We start from the raw sequence: 17,306 nt of genomic DNA, 5'->3' as shown, positions 1-17,306 counted from the left end.
AGCGGCTACACGCTTGCGGTCCGGGACCATGATCGTTAGGGGTCCCTCCCCACCCTCCGCGCGCATGACTATGCGGATCACGCATGACTATGCGGCGCGATGTGAGGGTCAGAGGAGTCCTGGATGGCGCTCGGCCGGCCGCCTGCGCCGCTCCTTGGGCCGGGCACGCCGGGCCTGGGCGCTCTCGGCCTGCGTCTTCCGCTTGTGGTGCCGGCGGCACAGCGTCTGGAGGTTGGCGTCGCCGTGGTTGAGCGGGTCGCCGATGTGGTCGACCTCAAGCCGCTCGGTCTCGGTGCACCTGGTGCCGTCGGTGAGGCGGGCGACACAGCGGTGTCCGTCTCGGGCGAGGATGCGCGGCACGATTCGCGACGACCAGCCCTTGGGGAGTTGGGCCCTCCGGCCACTGCTCGACCACGCCATCAGCCGCCTCGCTCCTGCTTGGCGTGGGTGGCGGGGTAGATGCCGAGGGCGCGGTGGTGGAGGAGGTTGCAGTAGCCCTCGGCGCGGCCGGGCATGTACTTCTCCAGCCGGCGGACGCACCGGTCGAAGTCGCCGGGCGTCCCCCAGCGGATCTTCGCGGCTCCTTCGCCGGTGGTCCAGTAGCGGCGCAGCGTCTCGGCGTCCCCCTCGCCGGGGTGGGTGTCTGCCACGGCTACGCTCTCCTTCGTGTTCGTGGGGTGCCCGGTTCGTAGCGAAGGTCCCATCGACGCTTGCCGCTGAGGGCGACGGGGTGTCGGTCGACGCCAGCCATGTGCGCCTCGGCCGCCTTGGCTGGATGCGCGAGCAGGAGGTGCTGCTTCGCGGCCCAGGCTACGAGCGGCCGAGGTGTCCAGCGGCGCGATTCGATGAGGACTGTGAGGGCCCCGCTGCTTGAGGTGCTGCGGCTGCACAGTGTGCGGGCGATGCCGGTTCGGTGGAGCCATCCTTCGAGCACGGGGGCCTCCTGGAGTGTCAGCAGTCGTCGTATCGCCAGGTGCCGCCCTCGCGGACCCAGGGCTGCTGCTGGCGGTTGAGTTCGGGGGCGCCGACTGTGTAGGTGACGCGGGCGAGGTCGCCGGCGAGTTGGTCGACGTGGATGCTGTCGACGTCCTGCGGGCCGACGAGGTCGGTGGCGGTCTGGACGCGCTGCTCGAACTCCGCGCGCCCCCAGAGCTGCTGGCACCGGGCGGAAACGAAGCCCCAGCCGGTGTCAGCGTCGCCGGTGGTGTTGGCCGCGATGTAGTCGCGGACGGCTTGTTCGAGGGCCTCGGCGGCGTCGGGTGTGTCGCTCGGGGCGGCCTGGTCGTCGCTGTTGTCGTCGCCTCCGCATGCGCCGAGGGTGAGGAGGATGGTGGTGATGCCGGCGGCGAGCGCGAGGCGGGTGCGGGTGTGTGACATGCCGTCAGCCTGCCGTGCCTGACCCGCACGTGTGGCCGGTGTGATGGTTCTGTGACGGACGGGCGCCGCCCGGAGCCCAACCCGGGCGGCTCCTCACCCATCGCCCACCTGCCACGGTGGTCTACGCGGCGCGCGCGCCTGCGGGGAGCGGGGGCGCCGGAGGCAGGTAGGTGATCTGCCGGGTCAGGTCGTCGCGTTCGGCGTGCGGCAGCTGCTCGAGGTCGTACCGGCCGCCGTGGCTGGCGATGCGCCCTTCGCTCGCCCATCGCCAGATGGTGCCGGGCGAGCGGCCGGTCCAGTAGGCGGCGCCCCTCGCGTCGACGAGCCGGGGCATGGTCACCTCCCTGGGAACGACGAAGGGCCACCCGGTGGGGGTGGCCCTTGAGCGCACTGCATCTATGAGATCAGATGATCGCTTCGCCGCTGGTCATTGTCAAGCACCGGGGCGATGGCGAGTTGTCCGGGGAGCGCGGCGAGGACGCGCCGGGCGGTGTCGTGGGCGGCGTCCTGTTTGGGGCAGGCGAGGCGCCCGTCGCGGAGCAGGGTGAACCGCTCGCTCGGGTCCCAGGCCTCCTCGGTGGCGTGCTCGACGGCCTCCTCGGGGGTGTCGTAGTAGCCGACGAACTCGGCGTTCTCGTCGTACTCGTAGCCGCAGCCGGGGACGTCGCAGACGGCGACGTAGCAGGCTCGGAGCTGGGCGGGCATCGTGTTCTCCTCCGGGGTGGGGGTTAGGCGGCGAGGCCGACGGCGGCGACGAGGAGGGCGAGTGCGTGTGCGGCCTGGTCGACGTGCTGCGCTCCGCCGCGGGCGAGGTACTCGGCCTGCCCGGTGTTCTCCATCCACCAGCGGACGGGCCACCTGCGGTCAATCACGCTGTGGGTCGCCCCGATCCAGGCGAGGGCCGCGACCGTGGGGGCCGGGTGCAGCGTGACCTCCGGCAGGAGGGCGGCGCCGATGCCGAGGAGGACTCCGCAGATCGCCACGTGAGTGCCGGCGTGCGTGAGGTTGGCGCCCCAGCCGTGATGGTGCCTGCCCGGGTGCGGGTCGTCCTTCCCTTCGGTCCATCCGGCCTTGCGCTTGGCTTGCCTGTCGGTCTGCCCGGGGTAGTCGGCCAGCCAGTGGCCGACCAGAAGCAAGGCGAACACCTCGGCCATCACACGCCCGCCGTCCGCGCGTTGGCGGCGGCGGTGCGCAGCATGTCGAGCACCTGCTGCTTCGTGCGCCACCGATTGTTCTGCCACTGGACGTAGTTGACTCCGCCGCCGAGTTGGCGGTTGAGCCAGTCCCCGGCGCGCCTGCCGAGGTCGCGGTCTCCGTACCCGTAGTGGATGAGTAGATGCTGGGCGCCGACGATGCAGCACCGCCGCTGGCCGTCCCACGTGGTGTTCTGGGCCCACCCGTAGCGCTGGATGACCTCGGCGATGAGGTCGATGTGCTGCGCGACGGTGATCGAGGGGGCGGCGGCCCGTCGCAGCAGCCAGCCCCGGCGCGGGAGCGGGGCGGGGCCGGTCTGGATGCCGGCTTGGGCGATGAGCTCGTCGACGCTGGCCGAGACAAGGCCGGTGTCGGTCCGCGGGGCGTGCTGGGCCAGGTAGCGGTCCAGGTCGGCGAACAGTTGGTCGAGGGCTGCGGGGCTGATCCCGAGGTCGCGCGTCGGGGCGCGGCTGGGCATGATGTGGACACCTCCGTGTCTACGTTGGTGGATGCAGGTTGGTGCGGGGGCGCCCCGGTGCTTGGCGGCAAGAGGGGCGCCCCGGGCTGAGTTACCAGGTGGAGCGGAAGCGGGTGCCGGCGCCGGCCTGGCCGATAGCCTCGGCCCAGCCGGGCGAGTTGAGCATGCCGGCGCCGATCTTCTCGGCCTCCTCCGCCATCTCGACCGTGGTGGGCAAGCGCCGGATGTCGGGGTGCCCGCGATCGGTGTAGACGCGGCCGTACTGGAGCCACAGCTGCTCAGGCGAGCAGCTGCCGGACATGAGGCCGACGAGCGGCTTCTTCGTGAACTGCCTCTCGGACACGACCCGGGTCCCGGCGTCCGGGCCGCCGACGAGAAGGTCGACGACGTAGTAGACGCGGCCCTCCTCGACGCTGCGGGCGAACTCGCGGGCCCGCTGGCGGTCGGACGGCCGCCGCTTGATCTTCGGGGGGGTGAGCTTCACGATGCGGGCGACGGCGGTCGGCTTGGGCATGATTTTCTCCTTCAGTAGTTGGGTTGGCGTCAGCGGAAGAGCTTGCGGAACAGGTGGAACTCGCCCTTGGCGACCTTGACCTCGGCGTACTGCTGGAGTTCGGCGGATCGCTGGTCGAAGCGGGGGTCGCCTACGTGGCGGGCGAACCGCTGGGGGCGGCCGTGGGCCGACTGGAAGATCAGGGCGGCGTCCGGGTCGGTGCGGACGGCCTCGCGGATGCGGCGGTCGAGCGCGCGCTGGGTGGTGGTCTCGGCGATCAGGTCACGGACCGCGTCGAGAGGGCTCCTCATGGCTCAGACCATTTCCCGGTACTCGTCGACCGCGTCGTCGGCGGCGGCGAGGTGCCGGGCGGCCCGCCGCAGCAGGATCTGCCGCTCCCGGCCCGGCTCGGCGGCCAGCGCGTCCGCCAGGTAGCTGGCGGCTGCGCCGATGTCCTCGGCGCCGATGATGTCGGCGGCCCCCAGGCGGTCCGCGGCCACGCCGAGCTGCTGGATCAGGGCCTCAGGGGTGGTGGCGGCCGGCGTCTCCGTGACGAACGCGATGTCAGCGGCGTAGCGGTCGATCAGGGCCTCAGGGGTGGTCAAGTGGGACATGATGTCTCCTCTCGGTTTGTGGTGGTTCGTCTGGTGCTAGCTGGGTGCTGTCGGCTGCTAAAGCGCAGGTCAGGGGCTGCTATGAGGGTGCTAGGCGGGTGCTATCCGAAGATCGTTTAGTGGTGCGGTAGCAGGGGCCTAGCAGTCGCTGACCTGCGGCGTAGCGGCGGCTAGCAGCCCTCTAGCAGCAGACATACCAGGGCGTAACGGGCGGGTCAGATCGCCCGCTCCAGGTCCTCCAGGCGGTAGCCGCGGGGGTTGCTCCGGCCGTCGAACGCGCCCAACTGGACGGGCTCCAGGCCCAGCTCGCGCAGCAGCCCGCGCAGCGTGTCGGGCCCGAGTCCGAGGGCCTCGGCGAGCGGCTCCGTGCGCGCCCGGTCGACGCCCTTCTCATCGAGAACGGCGATCGCCTTGCGGGCGGCCTGCCGCGCCGGGGTGTCCGGGGTGATCGCCTCGGCCGGCGGGTCGGCCTCGCACAGTCGCAGCAGCTGCTCCCACGTCAGCAGATCGACTGGGGCTTCCTTCTTCAGGTTTCCCTCAACATCGAACTCGGGGAGCACGTAGTCCGGCAGGTCCACGTCGGCCATGGCCTGGAGTGAGTCGGGGTCCGGGTCGAGGAGGCCGGCGTCGCGCCGCTCGTCGGCGAGCTTCGCGAGCATCCCCTTCGCGTGTTCGTGGATCTTGTACTCGACGGGGGCATCCTGCGTGCCGGGGATCCCCTGGGCGTAGACGTGGCCGGCGTCGCGTGGGTCCGTGTCCGTCGCGGGCGCCAGCCGGTGCGGGAGCCAGCCCTCGGCCGCGGAGCCGTCGCCGAACACGGCGGCGGTGTCGACCTTCTTGCACGGGCCGACGATCTTCATCGCGAGCATCTGCGCGATGTTCTCGCCCAGGTAGGCGGTGGTGCCGCCCTGGGACGCAAACACAACCGGGACTGCCTCCTTGCGGCCGACGAGCAGAAGATCCCAGGCCAGCTTCTTGGCCAGCCTCGACAGCTTCGGGTACTCGTCGATGAACACGACGATCGACGGGTGCTCCGCGCTGGCCGCCCACTTGCGGCCCATGCCGAGCGTCTTCCGCAACCGTGCCCGCGCCTTGCACAGGATCAGCAGCCACAGCAGGACGTGCTCGATCTGCTCGTGGGTACGGCCCTGGAGTCGCGCGGCTGGGCCGAGGTCCTCCAACCCGTCGCCTGCGGGGTCGAGATCGATTGTGATCGCGTCTCGGCAGGCGGTGGTGATCTCGGCGAGGGCCTGGAGGATGCCGGTCTTCCCGCCGCCCGAGGCGGCGACGACCTCGCCCATGACCCCGGCGAGCGTGGCCAGCAGCTCCTCGCCGTCGATGCTGGAGCCGATGCGGCGCCGGTCCCGGATCGAGATGGACTTCGGCGCCAGGTACTCGGGCGGCGGGGCGGACGCGAACGGGTCGGACTCGATGATGCGGAGCTTCGCACACGCCCGCCGCTCGATCATCGGCTGAGGCCGGACCGACCCGTGGGCGGTGTCGAACAGCGTCTCCAGGTTGTCCGTCACCTTGATGATCGCCCCGGGGGTTCCTTCGGTGACGCGCACGACGCACTGCCAGCCCCACGGCTTGCGCTCGACCTCGGAGATGTCGCCGACGGGCACGCCCTCCTTGACGAGGGCCCGCAGGATGCAGTCGGCGGCCTCCGCTTCGGTGGTGGCCCGCGAGATGGGGTAGGGCTTGGCGCCGCGCGGCAGCATCGCAGGGGAGTAGACGCCGGCCTCTTGGGCGGCCGTCACAGCGGCCTCGACCTCCTCCTTCGATGGGCCGCCGGGCTCCAGGGCGGCCGCGTTCTTGGCGGCGGCCAGCTCAGCGGCCTTGGCCCGCTGCTGCACCTCCTTGCGGCCAGCCAGGTAGGCGCCCCCGAGGCCCGCGCCTGCGGCGGCGGCCGGGGCGACGGGGCCGATGACGAACGCGAGGATCAGCAGCGTCATCACGAACACCCCACCAGCCAGCCCGGCGATCGTCTTCTTCTCCCGGTGCCGGTCGTGCGTCGCAGCCGCCCGCGCGGCCCGCAGCTGTGCGATCTCGTCGAGGAGTACCTTCTTGCGCTCCGGGTCGTTCTCGTTGGTGATGAGCAACTCGTTGAGACGGATCTGCTGGGTGAACTCGCCTCCCTGCTGGTAGCCCCACGCCCGGCGAACCGGGGTGACGGTGCCGACGCCGGCGGTCTTCACCACCCGCCAGGTGCCGGCCGCGGCCCGCCGCCAGGCAGGCGCCCGGAACGTGGCGTCGGCCGCCTGCTCGACCGCGGGGGCGGTCTGCCGGATGGTGCCGATGGAGGCGTCGGTCGCGCCCGCGGGGGTCGCCTGCACAGCGGCACGGAACGGGGCGCCGGGCCGCCGCCCCAGCACCCGGGTGACATCAAGAACCGTCGTCGGCTGAACCTCGGTGCTCACAGCGCACCCCTCTCCTTCTTCACCGCGTCGCGCAGACGCATGGCGTACTCACTGCGGCAGCCGACCGTTTCCCGCACCTTCCGGACCGACAGCTTGTCGAGGTCGCCGAGGGCGTCGGCGAGGGTGCGGACACGCTTCAGGTCGGCCTCTTCGAGGGGCCTCTCGGCACCCTTCTCAGAGGAGGCCCGAGGGGCCTGCTTCCCTTTACCCCCAAGGGTTGTAGCGGCTTCGGGGCTGCCCTTCGGGGGCTTACCGGAGGGGCCGCGTAGGGGGGTACCGGCGGGGCCCTCGTCGCCCTTCCCTCGGGCAGGGAACAGGTCGGTCAGGAGGGCGTCGACAGCCCGCGATTCGGGCGTCACCCCGGCCGCCTCCAGCACCTGCCCGACCTCGGTAACGGCGGACTGCCGGTGCCCGAGCACGTCCTTGTCCTGGGAAACGGGGGCGCCCCGCCGGTCGGTCCACGCCTCGGCCCACGCGTCCTCGGGCTTGATCGTGCCGTAGGGGTGCGCGATGAGGATGTCCTCGTACCGCTCCCACACGTCGGGGAACCGCTGCCGACGCTTCTTCTCTTGCTTGGCGCGCTCCTTCCGCTCCTTCCGCTCGGCCTTGGTGAGCCCGTTGGAGCCGTGGGTCTTCAGGTCCCACAGGTAGAGCGCGAACAGCGACGAGAGGCCGAACGTGGCGGCCACCCACAGGGGGGCGATGGCGGCCCAGTGCCACACCTGGATGCCGGCCGCGACGAACGCGGTGCCCCAGGCGGCGACCCTGAAACGGCCGGTGGGCCGCCCGGCGTCCTCGGCCTCCTTGCCCATGAACGTCAGCGCCCACGCGCCGCCTTCGAGCATCGAGGCGAGCAGCAGCGCCAGCAGCATCCACACGCCGGCGTGGTTGAGCGCGGCGACCTGGGAGAAGACGGCCGGGACGACGGCGGCGACCATGACGTAGCCGACGAACACGGTGACGGGGTTGTTGTTGAGCCGGCGGCCGACCTTCGCCCAGCGGGTGCGACGGGCGTTGCGCTTCTGGCCCTTGCGGGAGCGGCGGGCGGCTTCCTTCTTCCGCTTCCGCTCCTCCTTGGCGTCCTGCTTGAGGCGCCTCCGCTCTTCCTTGCGGTTGAGCGCGTCCTGCGCGCGCTGGTAGCGGGCGTCCTCGTCGAGGCGCCGCTGTTCGGCGTCTGCGGCGCGGTCGGCGCGCCGGTCTTCGGCCCAGGTCATCGGGTTACTCCTTTCTCGGCTCGGGCGGCGGCGATGTAGCGGTCGGCTTCGGTCTCGTCGATGGTCAGCTGGTGGCGGCCGAACGCGAGGGCGATCAGGTCAGCGGTGGTCGCCTCGTACTGGGGGGTCCGGAACCCGGAGGTGATCTTCCGGGAGATGAGGCGGCCGGCCGCGGCCATCAGCTGCTCGTGCCGCCGCCTCGCGGCTCGCGCCTTGGCGACGCTGCGGAACGGGTTCATCGAGTCACCTACGGGCGGGGCGTGGGCAGCGCGGTGCACTCCTTGGCGTGCCGCTGCGCCAGCTCACACAGGTGCCCCTCGGCGTCGGACTTGTACGAGCCGCCGCATCCGGCGCACGCGTAGGCGTAGCGGTCCACGCGGCGGTCGCCGCGGTCCTCGACGACCACCGCGATCTCGGGGTTGGCGAGCGCGGCGCCCGAGACGGTGAGGAAGCGAGCAATCACGTTGGCGTGGGGCGCGACAGGCTGGGGCTCGGGCGCGGCCTGCTGGCGGCGACGGAACTTCATGACTTGACCTCCGGGCGGTAGTTGGCGATGGCGATCAGGGCGCGGTAGAGGAGGCCGAGCAGCGGGAGGGCGGCGCCGGCGACGATCCAGGTGGCGACCGCGGCGGCGGCCAGGACCGTGGCCAGCGGCAGCATCAGCGCCGCGATCAGGGCCGACGGCAGCAGCATCAGCGGGTGCACCTTCGGCACGACCACCATCAGCAGCGCCCCGGTCTGCGCGACCCGCACGGGCAGGGAGGGCCCCATCACCGCACCGCCTCGTCGAGGACGCGCCAAAGCCGGTCGTGGGGGCCGAAGCGCCGGTCGGCGATGAGGAGTCGGTGGGCGGCGAGGATCGGGGGGACGGCAGCCCGCGGCCAGCAGTGACGCACGTAGCTGACCGGCGGCTGGGCGCCGAACGCGGTCTTCGTCTGGCCCTGGGAGCGGGTGACCGGGATGCTGCGGCCGTCGACCTCGACCAGCAGGCCGGCGGCGCTGGCCGCGGCCACGATCCGGTCGAGCAGGGGCCCAGCGGCGATGTACCCGTCGACCGCCGCCCGCTGCTCCCACCGGTGCCCGTCGTAGCCGATCCCGTCCCAGCCGGGCTGCGACACGTCGGTCACGAACCTGGCGCGGTTCGCGGCGGCGAGCGTCGGGATCAGCGGCAGCGTCTCGGGGTCGGGCCGGTCGTAGCCGCCGGGATGGCCGCCAGGCAGCGAGCCCTCCAGCCAGTCGGCGGTCAGGGTGCCGAGGTCGGCCAGCGTGCGGGCGGCCTTCCAGCGGCGGTCGATGCGTCGGAACATCGGATCATCGGACCTTTCGCGAGGGCGGAAGTCTGGGTTGGCGGGGGTACGGGGTGCTCAGCGGGTCTCCACCCGCCCCGGATGGGCGTCCGGGGCGGATGGGCTACCGCCGGGCCGCGAGGTCAGAGCTTGCGCATCGAGAACTCGATCAGCTCGCCGCCGGCATTGGCCGGGTCCGCGGCGAGCAGATGCTCGATGACCCGGCTGCGCGGCGTGCCGGGCGCCACATACAGGTCGCCCCACAGCGTGGCCACGTGACCGGTCACGAGACGGACCGTCGCCACCACGTGGTGAGTGGGTGCCGGATCAGCCACGGCCACCACCCCCCTGCGGGCCGTGCTCGCGGGCGAACCGCGCCGCCGCGGCCAGCAACTCCCCGACCTCCGGCCAGGTGCGGCCCGCGCGGGCCTCCCACGCCTCGAAGTCCGGCCGGATCAGCCCGGGCGCCTCCGCCCGCACCTCCAGCAGCAACTCCAGCAGCGTGCTCGCCGCCGTCAACGCGTCCGGGTCCGACGACCCCTCCCACAGCGCCGCGAACAGCCCGCGGTCCCGGTCGCGCGCCACCCAACCCGACCGCGCCAACGCCTCGCGCGCCTTCGACAGGCACTCCGCGACCGCAGCGCCCGTCACGAGCGCCCCCGACCGGCCCGACCACACGCGGACCTCATCCGCCCGCCGCGCCAGCGTCTGCCGCCCCCACTCCCGACTCGGCAGCGCCGGCGTGGCCACCGCCATCAGCAACGGATCGTTCACCGCGCACCGCCCTGCCGCTCCAGCCGCGCAGCGTCGGCGTCGAGCACATAGGCCAGCCGGTCGGCCTGCGTGTTGGTGAGCCGCCACGCGGGCCCGTCGGGCAACGCGACCTCGCACCCGTGCGCCCCGTGGCCTCGCAGCACGCGCGCCGAGGCGGCATCCCAGCGCCGCAGCGCCTCCAGAAGACTCGCCATCAGAGCCGCACCACCTTCATGCTGGCCAGGTCCTGCCGCAGGAACCCGGTGACCGTGGCGACCGCGGCATCCACCTCGCCCTCCGCGAGACCATCCCGGAGCCCGGACACCATCGCCGCCGGCCGACGGCGCGCCCGCGGATTGCGCCGCAGACGCTCCCGCTCCTCCTCCTGCTCCCGCGCCGTCGGGGGGCGCCACGCCGTCACCACGAACCCGTCGCCGACAGCCGCCCGCGACACCACCACCACGCCGGCGCCGACCGGCAGCACACGCACCCGGGCGCCAGACGTCTCGATGTACGGCAGCAGCGGATGCGCCATCACGCCACCGCCCGCAGCTCGTCACCCGCGACCGCGGCCAGCACCTCGTCCAGCAGCGACAGCTCACCCGGGTGCTCGCGGTCGTACTCGGAAGCCACCGCCGCGAACCGGATCTGGTCCAGCGCGGAGGCGCTGGCCATCGCCCGCACCAGCTGCTCGACCAGCTCGGCCCGGTGCGCCTCGTCGGCCTCGGCGACCGTGGTGCGGGCCCTACGCCGCGCCGCCAGCTGCGACGAGGCGGATGCGTCACCGTCGGACAGGACAGAGAGGTTCCTCATGCCGCCACCGCCATCACGCTGCGGCCGACGGGGAACTCGACGACGGCGGGCGCGTGGCTCCGGCGCCACGCCGCGGTCCAGATGCCCTCCGTCACCACCGGCGATCCGGCCTCCCGGGCCAGCCGACGGGCCACGTCCGCGACCGCGGGGTGGCGCTCCATGCGTTCGGCCGCGAACCACATCTCGCGGGCCGCCTGCACCCAGGGGCGCAGATGGGTAGGCTTCACCTTGATCTCCTTCGTTTTCGTTGCCACGGATACGGGTTGATCACCAGGCCCCGGAGGAGGTGCAACTCCGAAGGGGCCGCCTTGCGTTGTCCCGGCCGATCGGCCGGAGCGCCCTGGGCGGAAGTCGAATCCGCCGACCCGCCTGCGGGCCACCGTCAGGGCTGCGAATGCGGGGCTCAGGCGCCGGACCCGGCGGCGAGGCGCGAGAGGCGGCGAACGCGGAAGGCGAATGCGATCAGACGGTCGGCGAACTGCTCGGCCTCGGCCGGGGCGAGGGTGACGCCGTCGTTGTCGCCCGCGCCGATACCCACGCGGGTCTGGGGGAACTCCTCCGACCAGTACAGCTCGGCGGCGAGCAGGGGGGTCGTGGGGACGTTCAGGCCTCGCCGGCTCCGCGGGAAGGTCAGCGTCGCTGTGGCACTCGTGTGCTCACCCGGGAACCGGCCGTCGTGGGCGCACCACGGGAAGCAGGGAGAGGAATCCTGAGTGAGGGCAAGACTCGGTAGAGTGATGGACATGGTTGGACTCCTGGAAGAGAGGGGTCTGACCTAGGCCCCGGGCTGGTGTTGGCGCACCTCGCGGGGCCGCCTCCGTTTCTGGAGGGCGTTCCTTGTAGCTACACACTGACACACTCGTGTAGCTACATGCAAGTGGATCCGCGAGGAAGATTTGTGCCCCCACGAAGCGGCAGGCGCCTTGCCCTGTGTAGCTACATAGGGCTACGGTTGTCGGGTGCCCAATAACGCGACCCACACGAAGCCGCGCCAGATCCGCATCCCGGATGAGGACTGGGCCGACTTCGACGTGGCAGCGAAAGCTGCGGGGAGCGAACGGGCCGCCATCATCCGCGAGTTCATCTGTTGGTACCTCGGCCGGCCAGGCGCAAAGCGCCCAGTCCGCCCGAAGCCCGATCTCGCCGTTGATGCTGATCCGCATGAGCACCAGTCAACTCGGGGCGACGAGCCGTCACCATGACGTGTCGGAGCGGCTGCAATGCAGATAGTGCACCGACAGTGCACTGAAGATGCGGTAGCCCAGGAGGGGGCGCGACGGAGGCTGATGATGGACGTCGTCGAGACGTGGACCGGCGCCACTGCTGCCGCACTCCAGGACGCCATGAGGATGACCAACGAGAGCTTCGCCGCGCATCTGGGTATCGCTGTGCGGACCGTCGCCACCTGGAACGCTCAGCCGGAGATCATCCCCCGTCCCGACATGCAGCAGGTGCTCGACACGACTCTGGAGAGGGCGGGTGAGGCGGTGAAGCGACGGTTCGCACTGCTGTCCCGCCCGGGTGACGCAGTCACTGCGCAGGCCCTCCGGGTCGCAATCGCCGTCGTGATCCGGCCCGGCGAGGTGCTGCTCGTGTGCCGCCGCGACGGCGACGCGCTCCGCTGGCAGTTCCCGGCCGGAGTGGTCAAGCCGGGCGCCGACCCTGAGGCCGTGGCCGTACAAGAGACCCACGCGGAGACCGGGGTGCACTGCTCGGTCCGCCGCCAGCTCGGGCAGCGCCTCCACCCGGTGACCGGTGTCGAGGCGGTCTACCACCTGGCCGACTATCTCGCCGGCGAGGCCACCAATCGCGACCCGATCGAGAACACCGACGTGACCTGGGCGCCCATCTCGGTGCTCACCCGCTTCATCCCAGCCGACCGCATCTTCCCGCCCATCCTCACCGCCCTGGAGACCGCGTGACCGACCAGACCACCGAAGAGAAGCCGGGCATCAGCGCGGGCATCGTCGTCCAGAGCGGCCGAGTCCTCATGGTGCGGCGGCGCGTGCGCGAAGGTGAGTTGTCCTGGCAGTTCCCGGCCGGCGCCATCGAGCCCGGCGAGACCGCCGAAGAGGCGGCCGTGCGGGAGACGCTGGAGGAGACCGGGCTGGCGGTCGAGGCAATCAAGCTCCTCGGGGAGCGCGTGCACCCGAAGACCGGCCGGGCCATGTCGTACACCGCCTGCCGGGTGCTCGACGGCGAGGCGGTCGTCGGCGACGAGGAGGAGATCGCCGAGATCGCGTGGGTTGCACACGAGGAGATCTCAGAGTTCGTGCCGTATGGGCTGTTCGAGCCCGTGCAGGCGTGGCTCGATGAGGAGTTGCCGGGCGGGGAGTCGCAGTGACCTCGGAGCGGGTCTACGTCATCGGGACGCCGGGCAGCAGCACGGTGAAGATCGGCCGCACGATCGACCTGAAGAAGCGACTGGCCGAGATTCAGCGCATGTCGCCAGTGCCGCTCGAAGTGCTGTGGAGTACGCCCGGCGGCCACGAGTTGGAGACTTGGTATCGACCTTCCGTTTTCATGCATTCTGTTCGGCTGGCCTGGTTTTCGAGGGGTGGCGCTTGCAGCCAACCAGCCAAGCTCGCGTGTGGACTGCTAGTCTCAAAAGGGCTTACGGGACGGAGAGGGTATGGCTGGCGGCGGACAGTGGACGATCGAACGCATTTGCGAGGCGCTCGGGAACCCCACCCTGTCGCAACGCTTCCTCGCCGAGATCAACCGGGCGCCCGCTCACCTGCTGCTTCAGGTCTTCGCGAAGTGGCAGCAGATCGCTTCGGATCTCCGCTCCGCCGTAGAACGCGGCGAGGAGCTGGCCGCCCTTGAGGAGCGCGGCGAGGACGCGCCGGGCACGTGGGTGGACCGCACGGAGCAGGTGATGGCAGAAGCGGCCCGCATCCGCAGCCGCGGCGCCGCCTGATCTTCGGATTTGCTAACAGGCTGCGTCTGATCGGCTACTGTTTCGATCACACGGGTGGCGTAAGGTCGCCGGGCGGGCCCGTGTGGATCGAGGATCGGGATGTTCTACACCCTGAGGTATGACGCTGCCGCCGCGACGGTGCACGACGCGCTGCCGCCTGCGTCCAGCGAGGCTCTGACCGAGGCCTTGGCCAGGACCTGCGAGGACCCGATAGGCGCCACCGAACCCTACGGCCATGACGACGGGGTGATGCGGATGGTGGTCACCGAGCGGGCCTTCGCCGTCGTCCTCGTCGGGCATGCCACGAAACGCATCACGGTCCTTCGGATCACCTACCTGGCATGACGAAAGCCCCGCCGGCGAACCGGCGGGGCTTCGCTGATGGCGCCCTCATGCTGGCGTCCCCGACGCTACGCCGCGACGGCCCGGGCCGCGAGGGGCAGCGCGAGGACCTCGGCGTGCCCGTACCTGGCGCCGCATCCGTGGCAGTCGGCGCCCGCGGTGGAGACGCCGACACGCAGGAGGCCGCCGCAGCCGCACTGCACGGTGACGCGGCGTTCCCCACGCTCCCCGGTGGCTGCGGCTCGGGCCGCGCGATGCAGGTCGCTGATCTCCCGCACGAGGTCGTCGGCGGCGGCCCAGGAGCGGGCGGCCCAGTCGAGCCTCCAGCGGAGCCACCGTGCGGGTCCGGCGGCCGGGTCCTCCCACCGCTCGGGCAACTCTTCGCCCGCGTCCTCGCTGACGGCCCGCGCCCAGCTGTCCAGCACCATGAGCACCTCGCCGCGCAGGTCGACGATGCCGAGGTCGACCGGCGGCCGGCTGCCGGGGGCGGCGTGGCGGCTGCCGCTGCTGCCGGTGCGCCCGGGGTCGAGGCGGTCGGCGAGCGCCGCCCACAGGCCGGGGAGGGTGGCGAGCGCGGTCGCGGTCTGCTGCTGGCAGCCGGTGCAGACGTGGCGGGGCCGGTCCCAGGCGGGGATGGTGCGGTGGCAGGCGGTGCAGGTGTCCATTGGGGCTCCTGTGCTTGTGCGGTGCGTGGTGGCGCCGGGTCGGCTGGGTCCTGGCGCCGGGGCTGTGCTGGCGCCTGAGCGCCTTTCAGAGGGTGGGTGGGACTCGGGTGCCTGGAGGGGGAGTTCGGGCGCGAGAGGGCCGCCTGTGGCCTCTCCCGGGTGCGCTGGGGCTCTCGGCGTCCCCCAGCGTCGGTGTCGGGGGTGGCCCGGCCGGTGCGCGGCCGGGCCACCAGGGGTTACTGCGGGGTGTCGGTGTCGTTGAGGGCGGCGGCGTTGATCTGGTCCCGGGTCGCCTCGTAGCCGACGAGGCGGTCCCGCCATGCGGTGGGCTCCGGGCCGGCCTTGCCGTGGTGCGCACGGAGTTGGGCGACGAGGGCGTTGTCGCCGGGGTTCTCGGTGGGGTGGCCGAGGACTTCGCAGAGGACATCGCGGAAGCGGTCGGCGGCTCCGGCGGCGGTCTTGTACGCGGCCTCGGCGTACTCGGCGAGCAGGCCGGTGAGGCGCTTCACCTCGGCCTCGGCCTTCTCGGCGCGCACGTGCCACCGCTGCTTGGCTGCCTTCTGGCTGGCGATGGCGCGGCCGAGTTCGGGGATGGTGGCGCGTTCCAGGTGGCCGAGTTGGTCGGCGAGCCGGTCGCGATCGGCCTCGATCTCGTGTGCCTTGGCGAGGGCGGTCTCGCGGCCGGCGGCAAGCTGCTCGGTGTACCGCTCGACCACGGCCAGTACGGCGTCGGCGAACTCCTCGGCGTCGAAGTCGCGCCGCACGTACAGGTCGTCGAGCGCCTCGGCGATCCGCTCGCGCAAGCCGGCGGGCGTGATGGTCGGCTCCTCGGGGGCGGCCACGGCGTTGATGGTGGGGTACAGGTCGGCGAACGAGAGGCAGGCGTCGATCACCTCGGCGAGCACCTGGCTGTTCGTGGGGTGCGGTTCGCCCTCCGGGTGGCGGCGCCCCTGGGCGTACCCCATGACGGCGGCCTCCCGGGCGAGGGCCTGTTCGCGGTCGGTGAGCCGGGCGAGGACGGCGTTCACGGCGTCGGCGCGCTGCTGGGCGCGCTGCTCCAGGTAGCGGACGAGGTAGTCCGGCAGGACGTCAGACACGGCGGGTCTCCTCGGTGGGGTGGGCGTCGGCGACGTGCTCGCGGCCGGCGTCGTCGGCGGCGGCGCGGGTGCGGCCCAGGCCCCACGCGCCGCAGCGCGCCGCGACGAGGCCGGTGGTGACGACGGCTTCGCAGCGCCACTGCCACGGGGTGGCGCGGCTGTGAGGGCTGCGGGTCACGCGGTACGGGTCAGGCACGGTCGGTCTCCTCGGCGGTGGTGGCAGTCAGGGCTCGCAGTTCGGCCGCCTTCGCCGCCTGCTGCGCCGGGGTGAGGGTGCGGAGCGCGTCGAGCGCCAGCGCGTCGAACGTCAACTGCCGTGCGCGTGGCGTAGCCAGTGCGGCGAGTGCCTTGCGGCGCCAGGCGAGCGCGTAGCGGGGGCAGTTGGCTTCGTTCTTGTGCGGTCCGCGGCTCCCGGGTGAGCGGTAGTCGCAGCCGGCGCGTTCGCGGCGGCCGGCGTAGGCCCAGGCCATGGAGTCGGCGGAGGCGAAGCGGTCGCCGACTTCCCGCAAGCCGTCGATCTTGAAGCCGAAGCCGTGCAAGGCGATCCCGTGGTCGGCGATGCGGGTTACCAGCTCGGCGGCTTCGCGGGTGCCCTGCCGGCGGCACACCGAGCCGATGCCGACGATGGGCTGGGCGCGGAGGTCGACACCCGCCTGCTCGTACATGGCGATGTGCCGCTCGTAGTCTGCGATCTGCCAGCCCTGGATCACGGGGGCGATCGGCAGTGTCGCGTCGATGCCCTTCAGGTCCAGGTAGGAGCCGATGGTGCGCCGCTGGTGCTCGACCACGGACAGGCCGGTCTTGGCGACGATCCACGGCTCGCACATCCAGTCCTGCGGGGCAGCCCAGCGGATACCGATGTCGTCGCGGTAGCGAGCGACCTGTGCGGCGTACCGGCGAGGTGTGGGGCCGTGGTCCCATGAGCCGTGCTCGGACAGTTCGGAGAACCCTCCGGAGTCCACGGCGACCGGGCCGAGCGCGCGGGACAGGCGCCGCAGCCGCGACAGCGGCCGGTTCGACACGAACATCGGGATGCCGGCGAACTCGGAACGGTGCAGCCACGCGGGCGGCACGCCGAGGTAGAACGTCGTCACGCCGTCACCCCCGCGCGTGATCGGCGGGCGGCCCGGATGCCCGCGAGCACGGCGAGCGCGAGCGCGGTCATCCACGCCTTGCCGAGCAGCTGCCCCGGCAGGAACGAGAGCGAGCCGAACGCCAGCCACAGGAACAGCAGCGAGTCGGCGCCCGCGCCGGCCGCGTTGGAGGCGGCGAGCGCGGTGGCCAGGCCGCGGCGGCGCAGCGGTTCGTACACCGCGAAGTCCAGCAGCTCGGCGGTGGCGAACGCGATTGCAGAGGCGGTTGCCAGCTGCTCGTCGGCCAGCAGGTACGACAGCAGCGTCCCGGCGGCGATTGCAGCCAGCACCGCAGCACGGCCTGCCGCCTCCCGGGCAAGGTCCCGCAAGACCAGGGCGAGGCCGGCCATGTAGACCCCGGCAGGGGCGGTCTGGCCGAAGCCGACCGGCTGCGCGCCGAACTCGGTCACGAGCCAGTTCGCGGCGGGGATCGTCACGATGTAGGCCGCCAGCGTGGTGGAGGCGAGGGCGAGACGAGCTGGGGTCATCACAGGCTCCAGAGGCTCG

33 protein-coding genes and 1 pseudogene are annotated in these 17,306 nt (G+C 72.1%); 6 read left to right on the top strand and 28 right to left on the bottom strand.

Annotated elements, in window-relative coordinates:
- Positions 1 to 108 precede the first annotated feature (108 nt).
- The 23 genes from D7294_RS17065 to D7294_RS16960 form a co-directional block, all read right to left on the bottom strand.
- Positions 109 to 420, bottom strand: coding sequence for an HNH endonuclease (locus tag D7294_RS17065; protein WP_120680604.1), 312 nt, complete (start codon positions 418 to 420; stop codon positions 109 to 111).
- Positions 420 to 650, bottom strand: coding sequence for a hypothetical protein (locus tag D7294_RS17060; protein ID WP_120680602.1), 231 nt, complete (start codon positions 648 to 650; stop codon positions 420 to 422). The genes D7294_RS17065 and D7294_RS17060 overlap by 1 nt, the downstream gene beginning before the upstream one ends.
- Before the next feature lie 301 nt (positions 651 to 951).
- Entirely contained in the window at positions 952 to 1,377 is a 426-nt protein-coding gene (locus D7294_RS31980) for a hypothetical protein (protein ID WP_120680600.1), read from the bottom strand.
- Between the two features lie 121 nt (positions 1,378 to 1,498).
- Entirely contained in the window at positions 1,499 to 1,711 is a 213-nt protein-coding gene (locus tag D7294_RS17050; RefSeq protein WP_120680598.1) for a DNA-binding protein, read from the bottom strand.
- 62 nt (positions 1,712 to 1,773) lie between these two features.
- Entirely contained in the window at positions 1,774 to 2,082 is a 309-nt protein-coding gene (locus D7294_RS17045; protein WP_120680596.1) for a hypothetical protein, read from the bottom strand.
- 23 nt (positions 2,083 to 2,105) lie between these two features.
- On the bottom strand, positions 2,106 to 2,531 hold the full coding sequence (locus tag D7294_RS17040) for a DUF3307 domain-containing protein (RefSeq protein ID WP_241562424.1): 426 nt from the start codon (positions 2,529 to 2,531) through the stop codon (positions 2,106 to 2,108).
- A complete protein-coding gene (locus tag D7294_RS17035; protein WP_120680592.1) occupies positions 2,531 to 3,049 on the bottom strand; it encodes a DUF6197 family protein in 519 nt (172 codons plus the stop codon). Before D7294_RS17035 ends, D7294_RS17040 begins: the two co-directional genes overlap by 1 nt.
- Before the next feature lie 91 nt (positions 3,050 to 3,140).
- Entirely contained in the window at positions 3,141 to 3,563 is a 423-nt protein-coding gene (locus D7294_RS17030; RefSeq protein ID WP_120680590.1) for a hypothetical protein, read from the bottom strand.
- 29 nt (positions 3,564 to 3,592) lie between these two features.
- Complete coding sequence (locus D7294_RS17025; RefSeq protein ID WP_120680588.1) at positions 3,593 to 3,853, bottom strand: hypothetical protein; 261 nt, start codon at positions 3,851 to 3,853, stop codon at positions 3,593 to 3,595.
- Positions 3,854 to 3,856: 3 nt separating this feature from the next.
- Positions 3,857 to 4,156: a hypothetical protein gene (locus D7294_RS17020; RefSeq protein WP_120680586.1), complete on the bottom strand. Its 300-nt coding sequence runs from the start codon at positions 4,154 to 4,156 to the stop codon at positions 3,857 to 3,859.
- Positions 4,157 to 4,371: 215 nt separating this feature from the next.
- Entirely contained in the window at positions 4,372 to 6,576 is a 2,205-nt protein-coding gene (locus D7294_RS17015; RefSeq protein ID WP_120680584.1) for a hypothetical protein, read from the bottom strand.
- Positions 6,573 to 7,790, bottom strand: coding sequence for a hypothetical protein (locus D7294_RS17010; RefSeq protein ID WP_120680582.1), 1,218 nt, complete (start codon positions 7,788 to 7,790; stop codon positions 6,573 to 6,575). Before D7294_RS17010 ends, D7294_RS17015 begins: the two co-directional genes overlap by 4 nt.
- A complete protein-coding gene (locus tag D7294_RS17005) occupies positions 7,787 to 8,029 on the bottom strand; it encodes a hypothetical protein (RefSeq protein WP_120680580.1) in 243 nt (80 codons plus the stop codon). The genes D7294_RS17010 and D7294_RS17005 overlap by 4 nt, the downstream gene beginning before the upstream one ends.
- Positions 8,030 to 8,037: 8 nt before the next feature.
- Complete coding sequence (locus D7294_RS17000) at positions 8,038 to 8,316, bottom strand: hypothetical protein (protein ID WP_120680578.1); 279 nt, start codon at positions 8,314 to 8,316, stop codon at positions 8,038 to 8,040.
- Positions 8,313 to 8,561, bottom strand: a complete 249-nt coding sequence (locus tag D7294_RS16995) for a hypothetical protein (RefSeq protein WP_120680577.1) — start codon at positions 8,559 to 8,561, stop codon at positions 8,313 to 8,315. Before D7294_RS16995 ends, D7294_RS17000 begins: the two co-directional genes overlap by 4 nt.
- Entirely contained in the window at positions 8,561 to 9,097 is a 537-nt protein-coding gene (locus tag D7294_RS16990; RefSeq protein ID WP_120680575.1) for a DUF6919 domain-containing protein, read from the bottom strand. The genes D7294_RS16995 and D7294_RS16990 overlap by 1 nt, the downstream gene beginning before the upstream one ends.
- A 122-nt stretch (positions 9,098 to 9,219) precedes the next feature.
- Complete coding sequence (locus D7294_RS31600; RefSeq protein ID WP_147450851.1) at positions 9,220 to 9,411, bottom strand: hypothetical protein; 192 nt, start codon at positions 9,409 to 9,411, stop codon at positions 9,220 to 9,222.
- Entirely contained in the window at positions 9,404 to 9,850 is a 447-nt protein-coding gene (locus tag D7294_RS16985; RefSeq protein WP_120680572.1) for a hypothetical protein, read from the bottom strand. The genes D7294_RS31600 and D7294_RS16985 overlap by 8 nt, the downstream gene beginning before the upstream one ends.
- Positions 9,847 to 10,044 (bottom strand): hypothetical protein, encoded by a 198-nt coding sequence (locus tag D7294_RS16980; protein ID WP_120680570.1) that lies wholly within the window; start codon positions 10,042 to 10,044, stop codon positions 9,847 to 9,849. Before D7294_RS16980 ends, D7294_RS16985 begins: the two co-directional genes overlap by 4 nt.
- Positions 10,044 to 10,364 (bottom strand): hypothetical protein, encoded by a 321-nt coding sequence (locus D7294_RS16975; RefSeq protein ID WP_120680568.1) that lies wholly within the window; start codon positions 10,362 to 10,364, stop codon positions 10,044 to 10,046. Before D7294_RS16975 ends, D7294_RS16980 begins: the two co-directional genes overlap by 1 nt.
- Positions 10,364 to 10,642, bottom strand: coding sequence for a hypothetical protein (locus D7294_RS16970; protein WP_120680566.1), 279 nt, complete (start codon positions 10,640 to 10,642; stop codon positions 10,364 to 10,366). Before D7294_RS16970 ends, D7294_RS16975 begins: the two co-directional genes overlap by 1 nt.
- The gene (locus D7294_RS16965; RefSeq protein WP_147450850.1) at positions 10,639 to 10,869 is read right to left on the bottom strand and encodes a hypothetical protein; all 231 of its coding nucleotides are present in this window, start codon (positions 10,867 to 10,869) and stop codon (positions 10,639 to 10,641) included. Before D7294_RS16965 ends, D7294_RS16970 begins: the two co-directional genes overlap by 4 nt.
- A gap of 176 nt (positions 10,870 to 11,045) precedes the next feature.
- Complete coding sequence (locus D7294_RS16960; protein ID WP_120680562.1) at positions 11,046 to 11,387, bottom strand: DUF6907 domain-containing protein; 342 nt, start codon at positions 11,385 to 11,387, stop codon at positions 11,046 to 11,048.
- A 214-nt stretch (positions 11,388 to 11,601) separates the two neighbouring features.
- Between D7294_RS16960 and D7294_RS31595 the strand changes: the two genes are divergently transcribed.
- From D7294_RS31595 to D7294_RS16935, 6 genes and pseudogenes are all read left to right on the top strand, one after another.
- Complete coding sequence (locus tag D7294_RS31595) at positions 11,602 to 11,844, top strand: ribbon-helix-helix domain-containing protein (RefSeq protein ID WP_147450849.1); 243 nt, start codon at positions 11,602 to 11,604, stop codon at positions 11,842 to 11,844.
- An 87-nt stretch (positions 11,845 to 11,931) separates the two neighbouring features.
- Complete coding sequence (locus D7294_RS16955; RefSeq protein WP_120680894.1) at positions 11,932 to 12,564, top strand: NUDIX hydrolase; 633 nt, start codon at positions 11,932 to 11,934, stop codon at positions 12,562 to 12,564.
- Complete coding sequence (locus tag D7294_RS16950; RefSeq protein ID WP_120680559.1) at positions 12,561 to 12,986, top strand: NUDIX hydrolase; 426 nt, start codon at positions 12,561 to 12,563, stop codon at positions 12,984 to 12,986. Before D7294_RS16955 ends, D7294_RS16950 begins: the two co-directional genes overlap by 4 nt.
- A pseudogene (locus D7294_RS33970) lies at positions 12,983 to 13,102 on the top strand (GIY-YIG nuclease family protein); the annotation flags it as partial. The gene D7294_RS16950 and the pseudogene D7294_RS33970, both read left to right, overlap by 4 nt.
- Before the next feature lie 172 nt (positions 13,103 to 13,274).
- Entirely contained in the window at positions 13,275 to 13,562 is a 288-nt protein-coding gene (locus tag D7294_RS16940; protein WP_120680558.1) for a hypothetical protein, read from the top strand.
- A 99-nt stretch (positions 13,563 to 13,661) separates the two neighbouring features.
- On the top strand, positions 13,662 to 13,907 hold the full coding sequence (locus D7294_RS16935) for a hypothetical protein (RefSeq protein ID WP_120680556.1): 246 nt from the start codon (positions 13,662 to 13,664) through the stop codon (positions 13,905 to 13,907).
- A gap of 65 nt (positions 13,908 to 13,972) precedes the next feature.
- Here the strand turns inward: D7294_RS16935 and D7294_RS16930 are convergent, their stop codons facing one another.
- From D7294_RS16930 to D7294_RS16910, 5 genes are all read right to left on the bottom strand, one after another.
- On the bottom strand, positions 13,973 to 14,569 hold the full coding sequence (locus tag D7294_RS16930; RefSeq protein ID WP_120680554.1) for a hypothetical protein: 597 nt from the start codon (positions 14,567 to 14,569) through the stop codon (positions 13,973 to 13,975).
- A gap of 236 nt (positions 14,570 to 14,805) precedes the next feature.
- Positions 14,806 to 15,666, bottom strand: coding sequence for a hypothetical protein (locus tag D7294_RS16925; RefSeq protein WP_120680552.1), 861 nt, complete (start codon positions 15,664 to 15,666; stop codon positions 14,806 to 14,808).
- The gene (locus D7294_RS16920; protein ID WP_120680550.1) at positions 15,659 to 15,862 is read right to left on the bottom strand and encodes a hypothetical protein; all 204 of its coding nucleotides are present in this window, start codon (positions 15,860 to 15,862) and stop codon (positions 15,659 to 15,661) included. The genes D7294_RS16925 and D7294_RS16920 overlap by 8 nt, the downstream gene beginning before the upstream one ends.
- On the bottom strand, positions 15,855 to 16,760 hold the full coding sequence (locus tag D7294_RS16915) for a deazapurine DNA modification protein DpdA family protein (RefSeq protein ID WP_194117752.1): 906 nt from the start codon (positions 16,758 to 16,760) through the stop codon (positions 15,855 to 15,857). Before D7294_RS16915 ends, D7294_RS16920 begins: the two co-directional genes overlap by 8 nt.
- Positions 16,757 to 17,287, bottom strand: coding sequence for a VUT family protein (locus D7294_RS16910; protein ID WP_120680548.1), 531 nt, complete (start codon positions 17,285 to 17,287; stop codon positions 16,757 to 16,759). The genes D7294_RS16915 and D7294_RS16910 overlap by 4 nt, the downstream gene beginning before the upstream one ends.
- Positions 17,288 to 17,306 lie beyond the last annotated feature (19 nt).

The sequence above is a fragment of the Streptomyces hoynatensis genome (assembly GCF_003626535.1).
Classification (GTDB): Bacteria; Actinomycetota; Actinomycetes; order Streptomycetales; family Streptomycetaceae; genus Streptomyces; species Streptomyces hoynatensis.
This window is presented reverse-complemented; position numbering and strand designations above follow the sequence as displayed.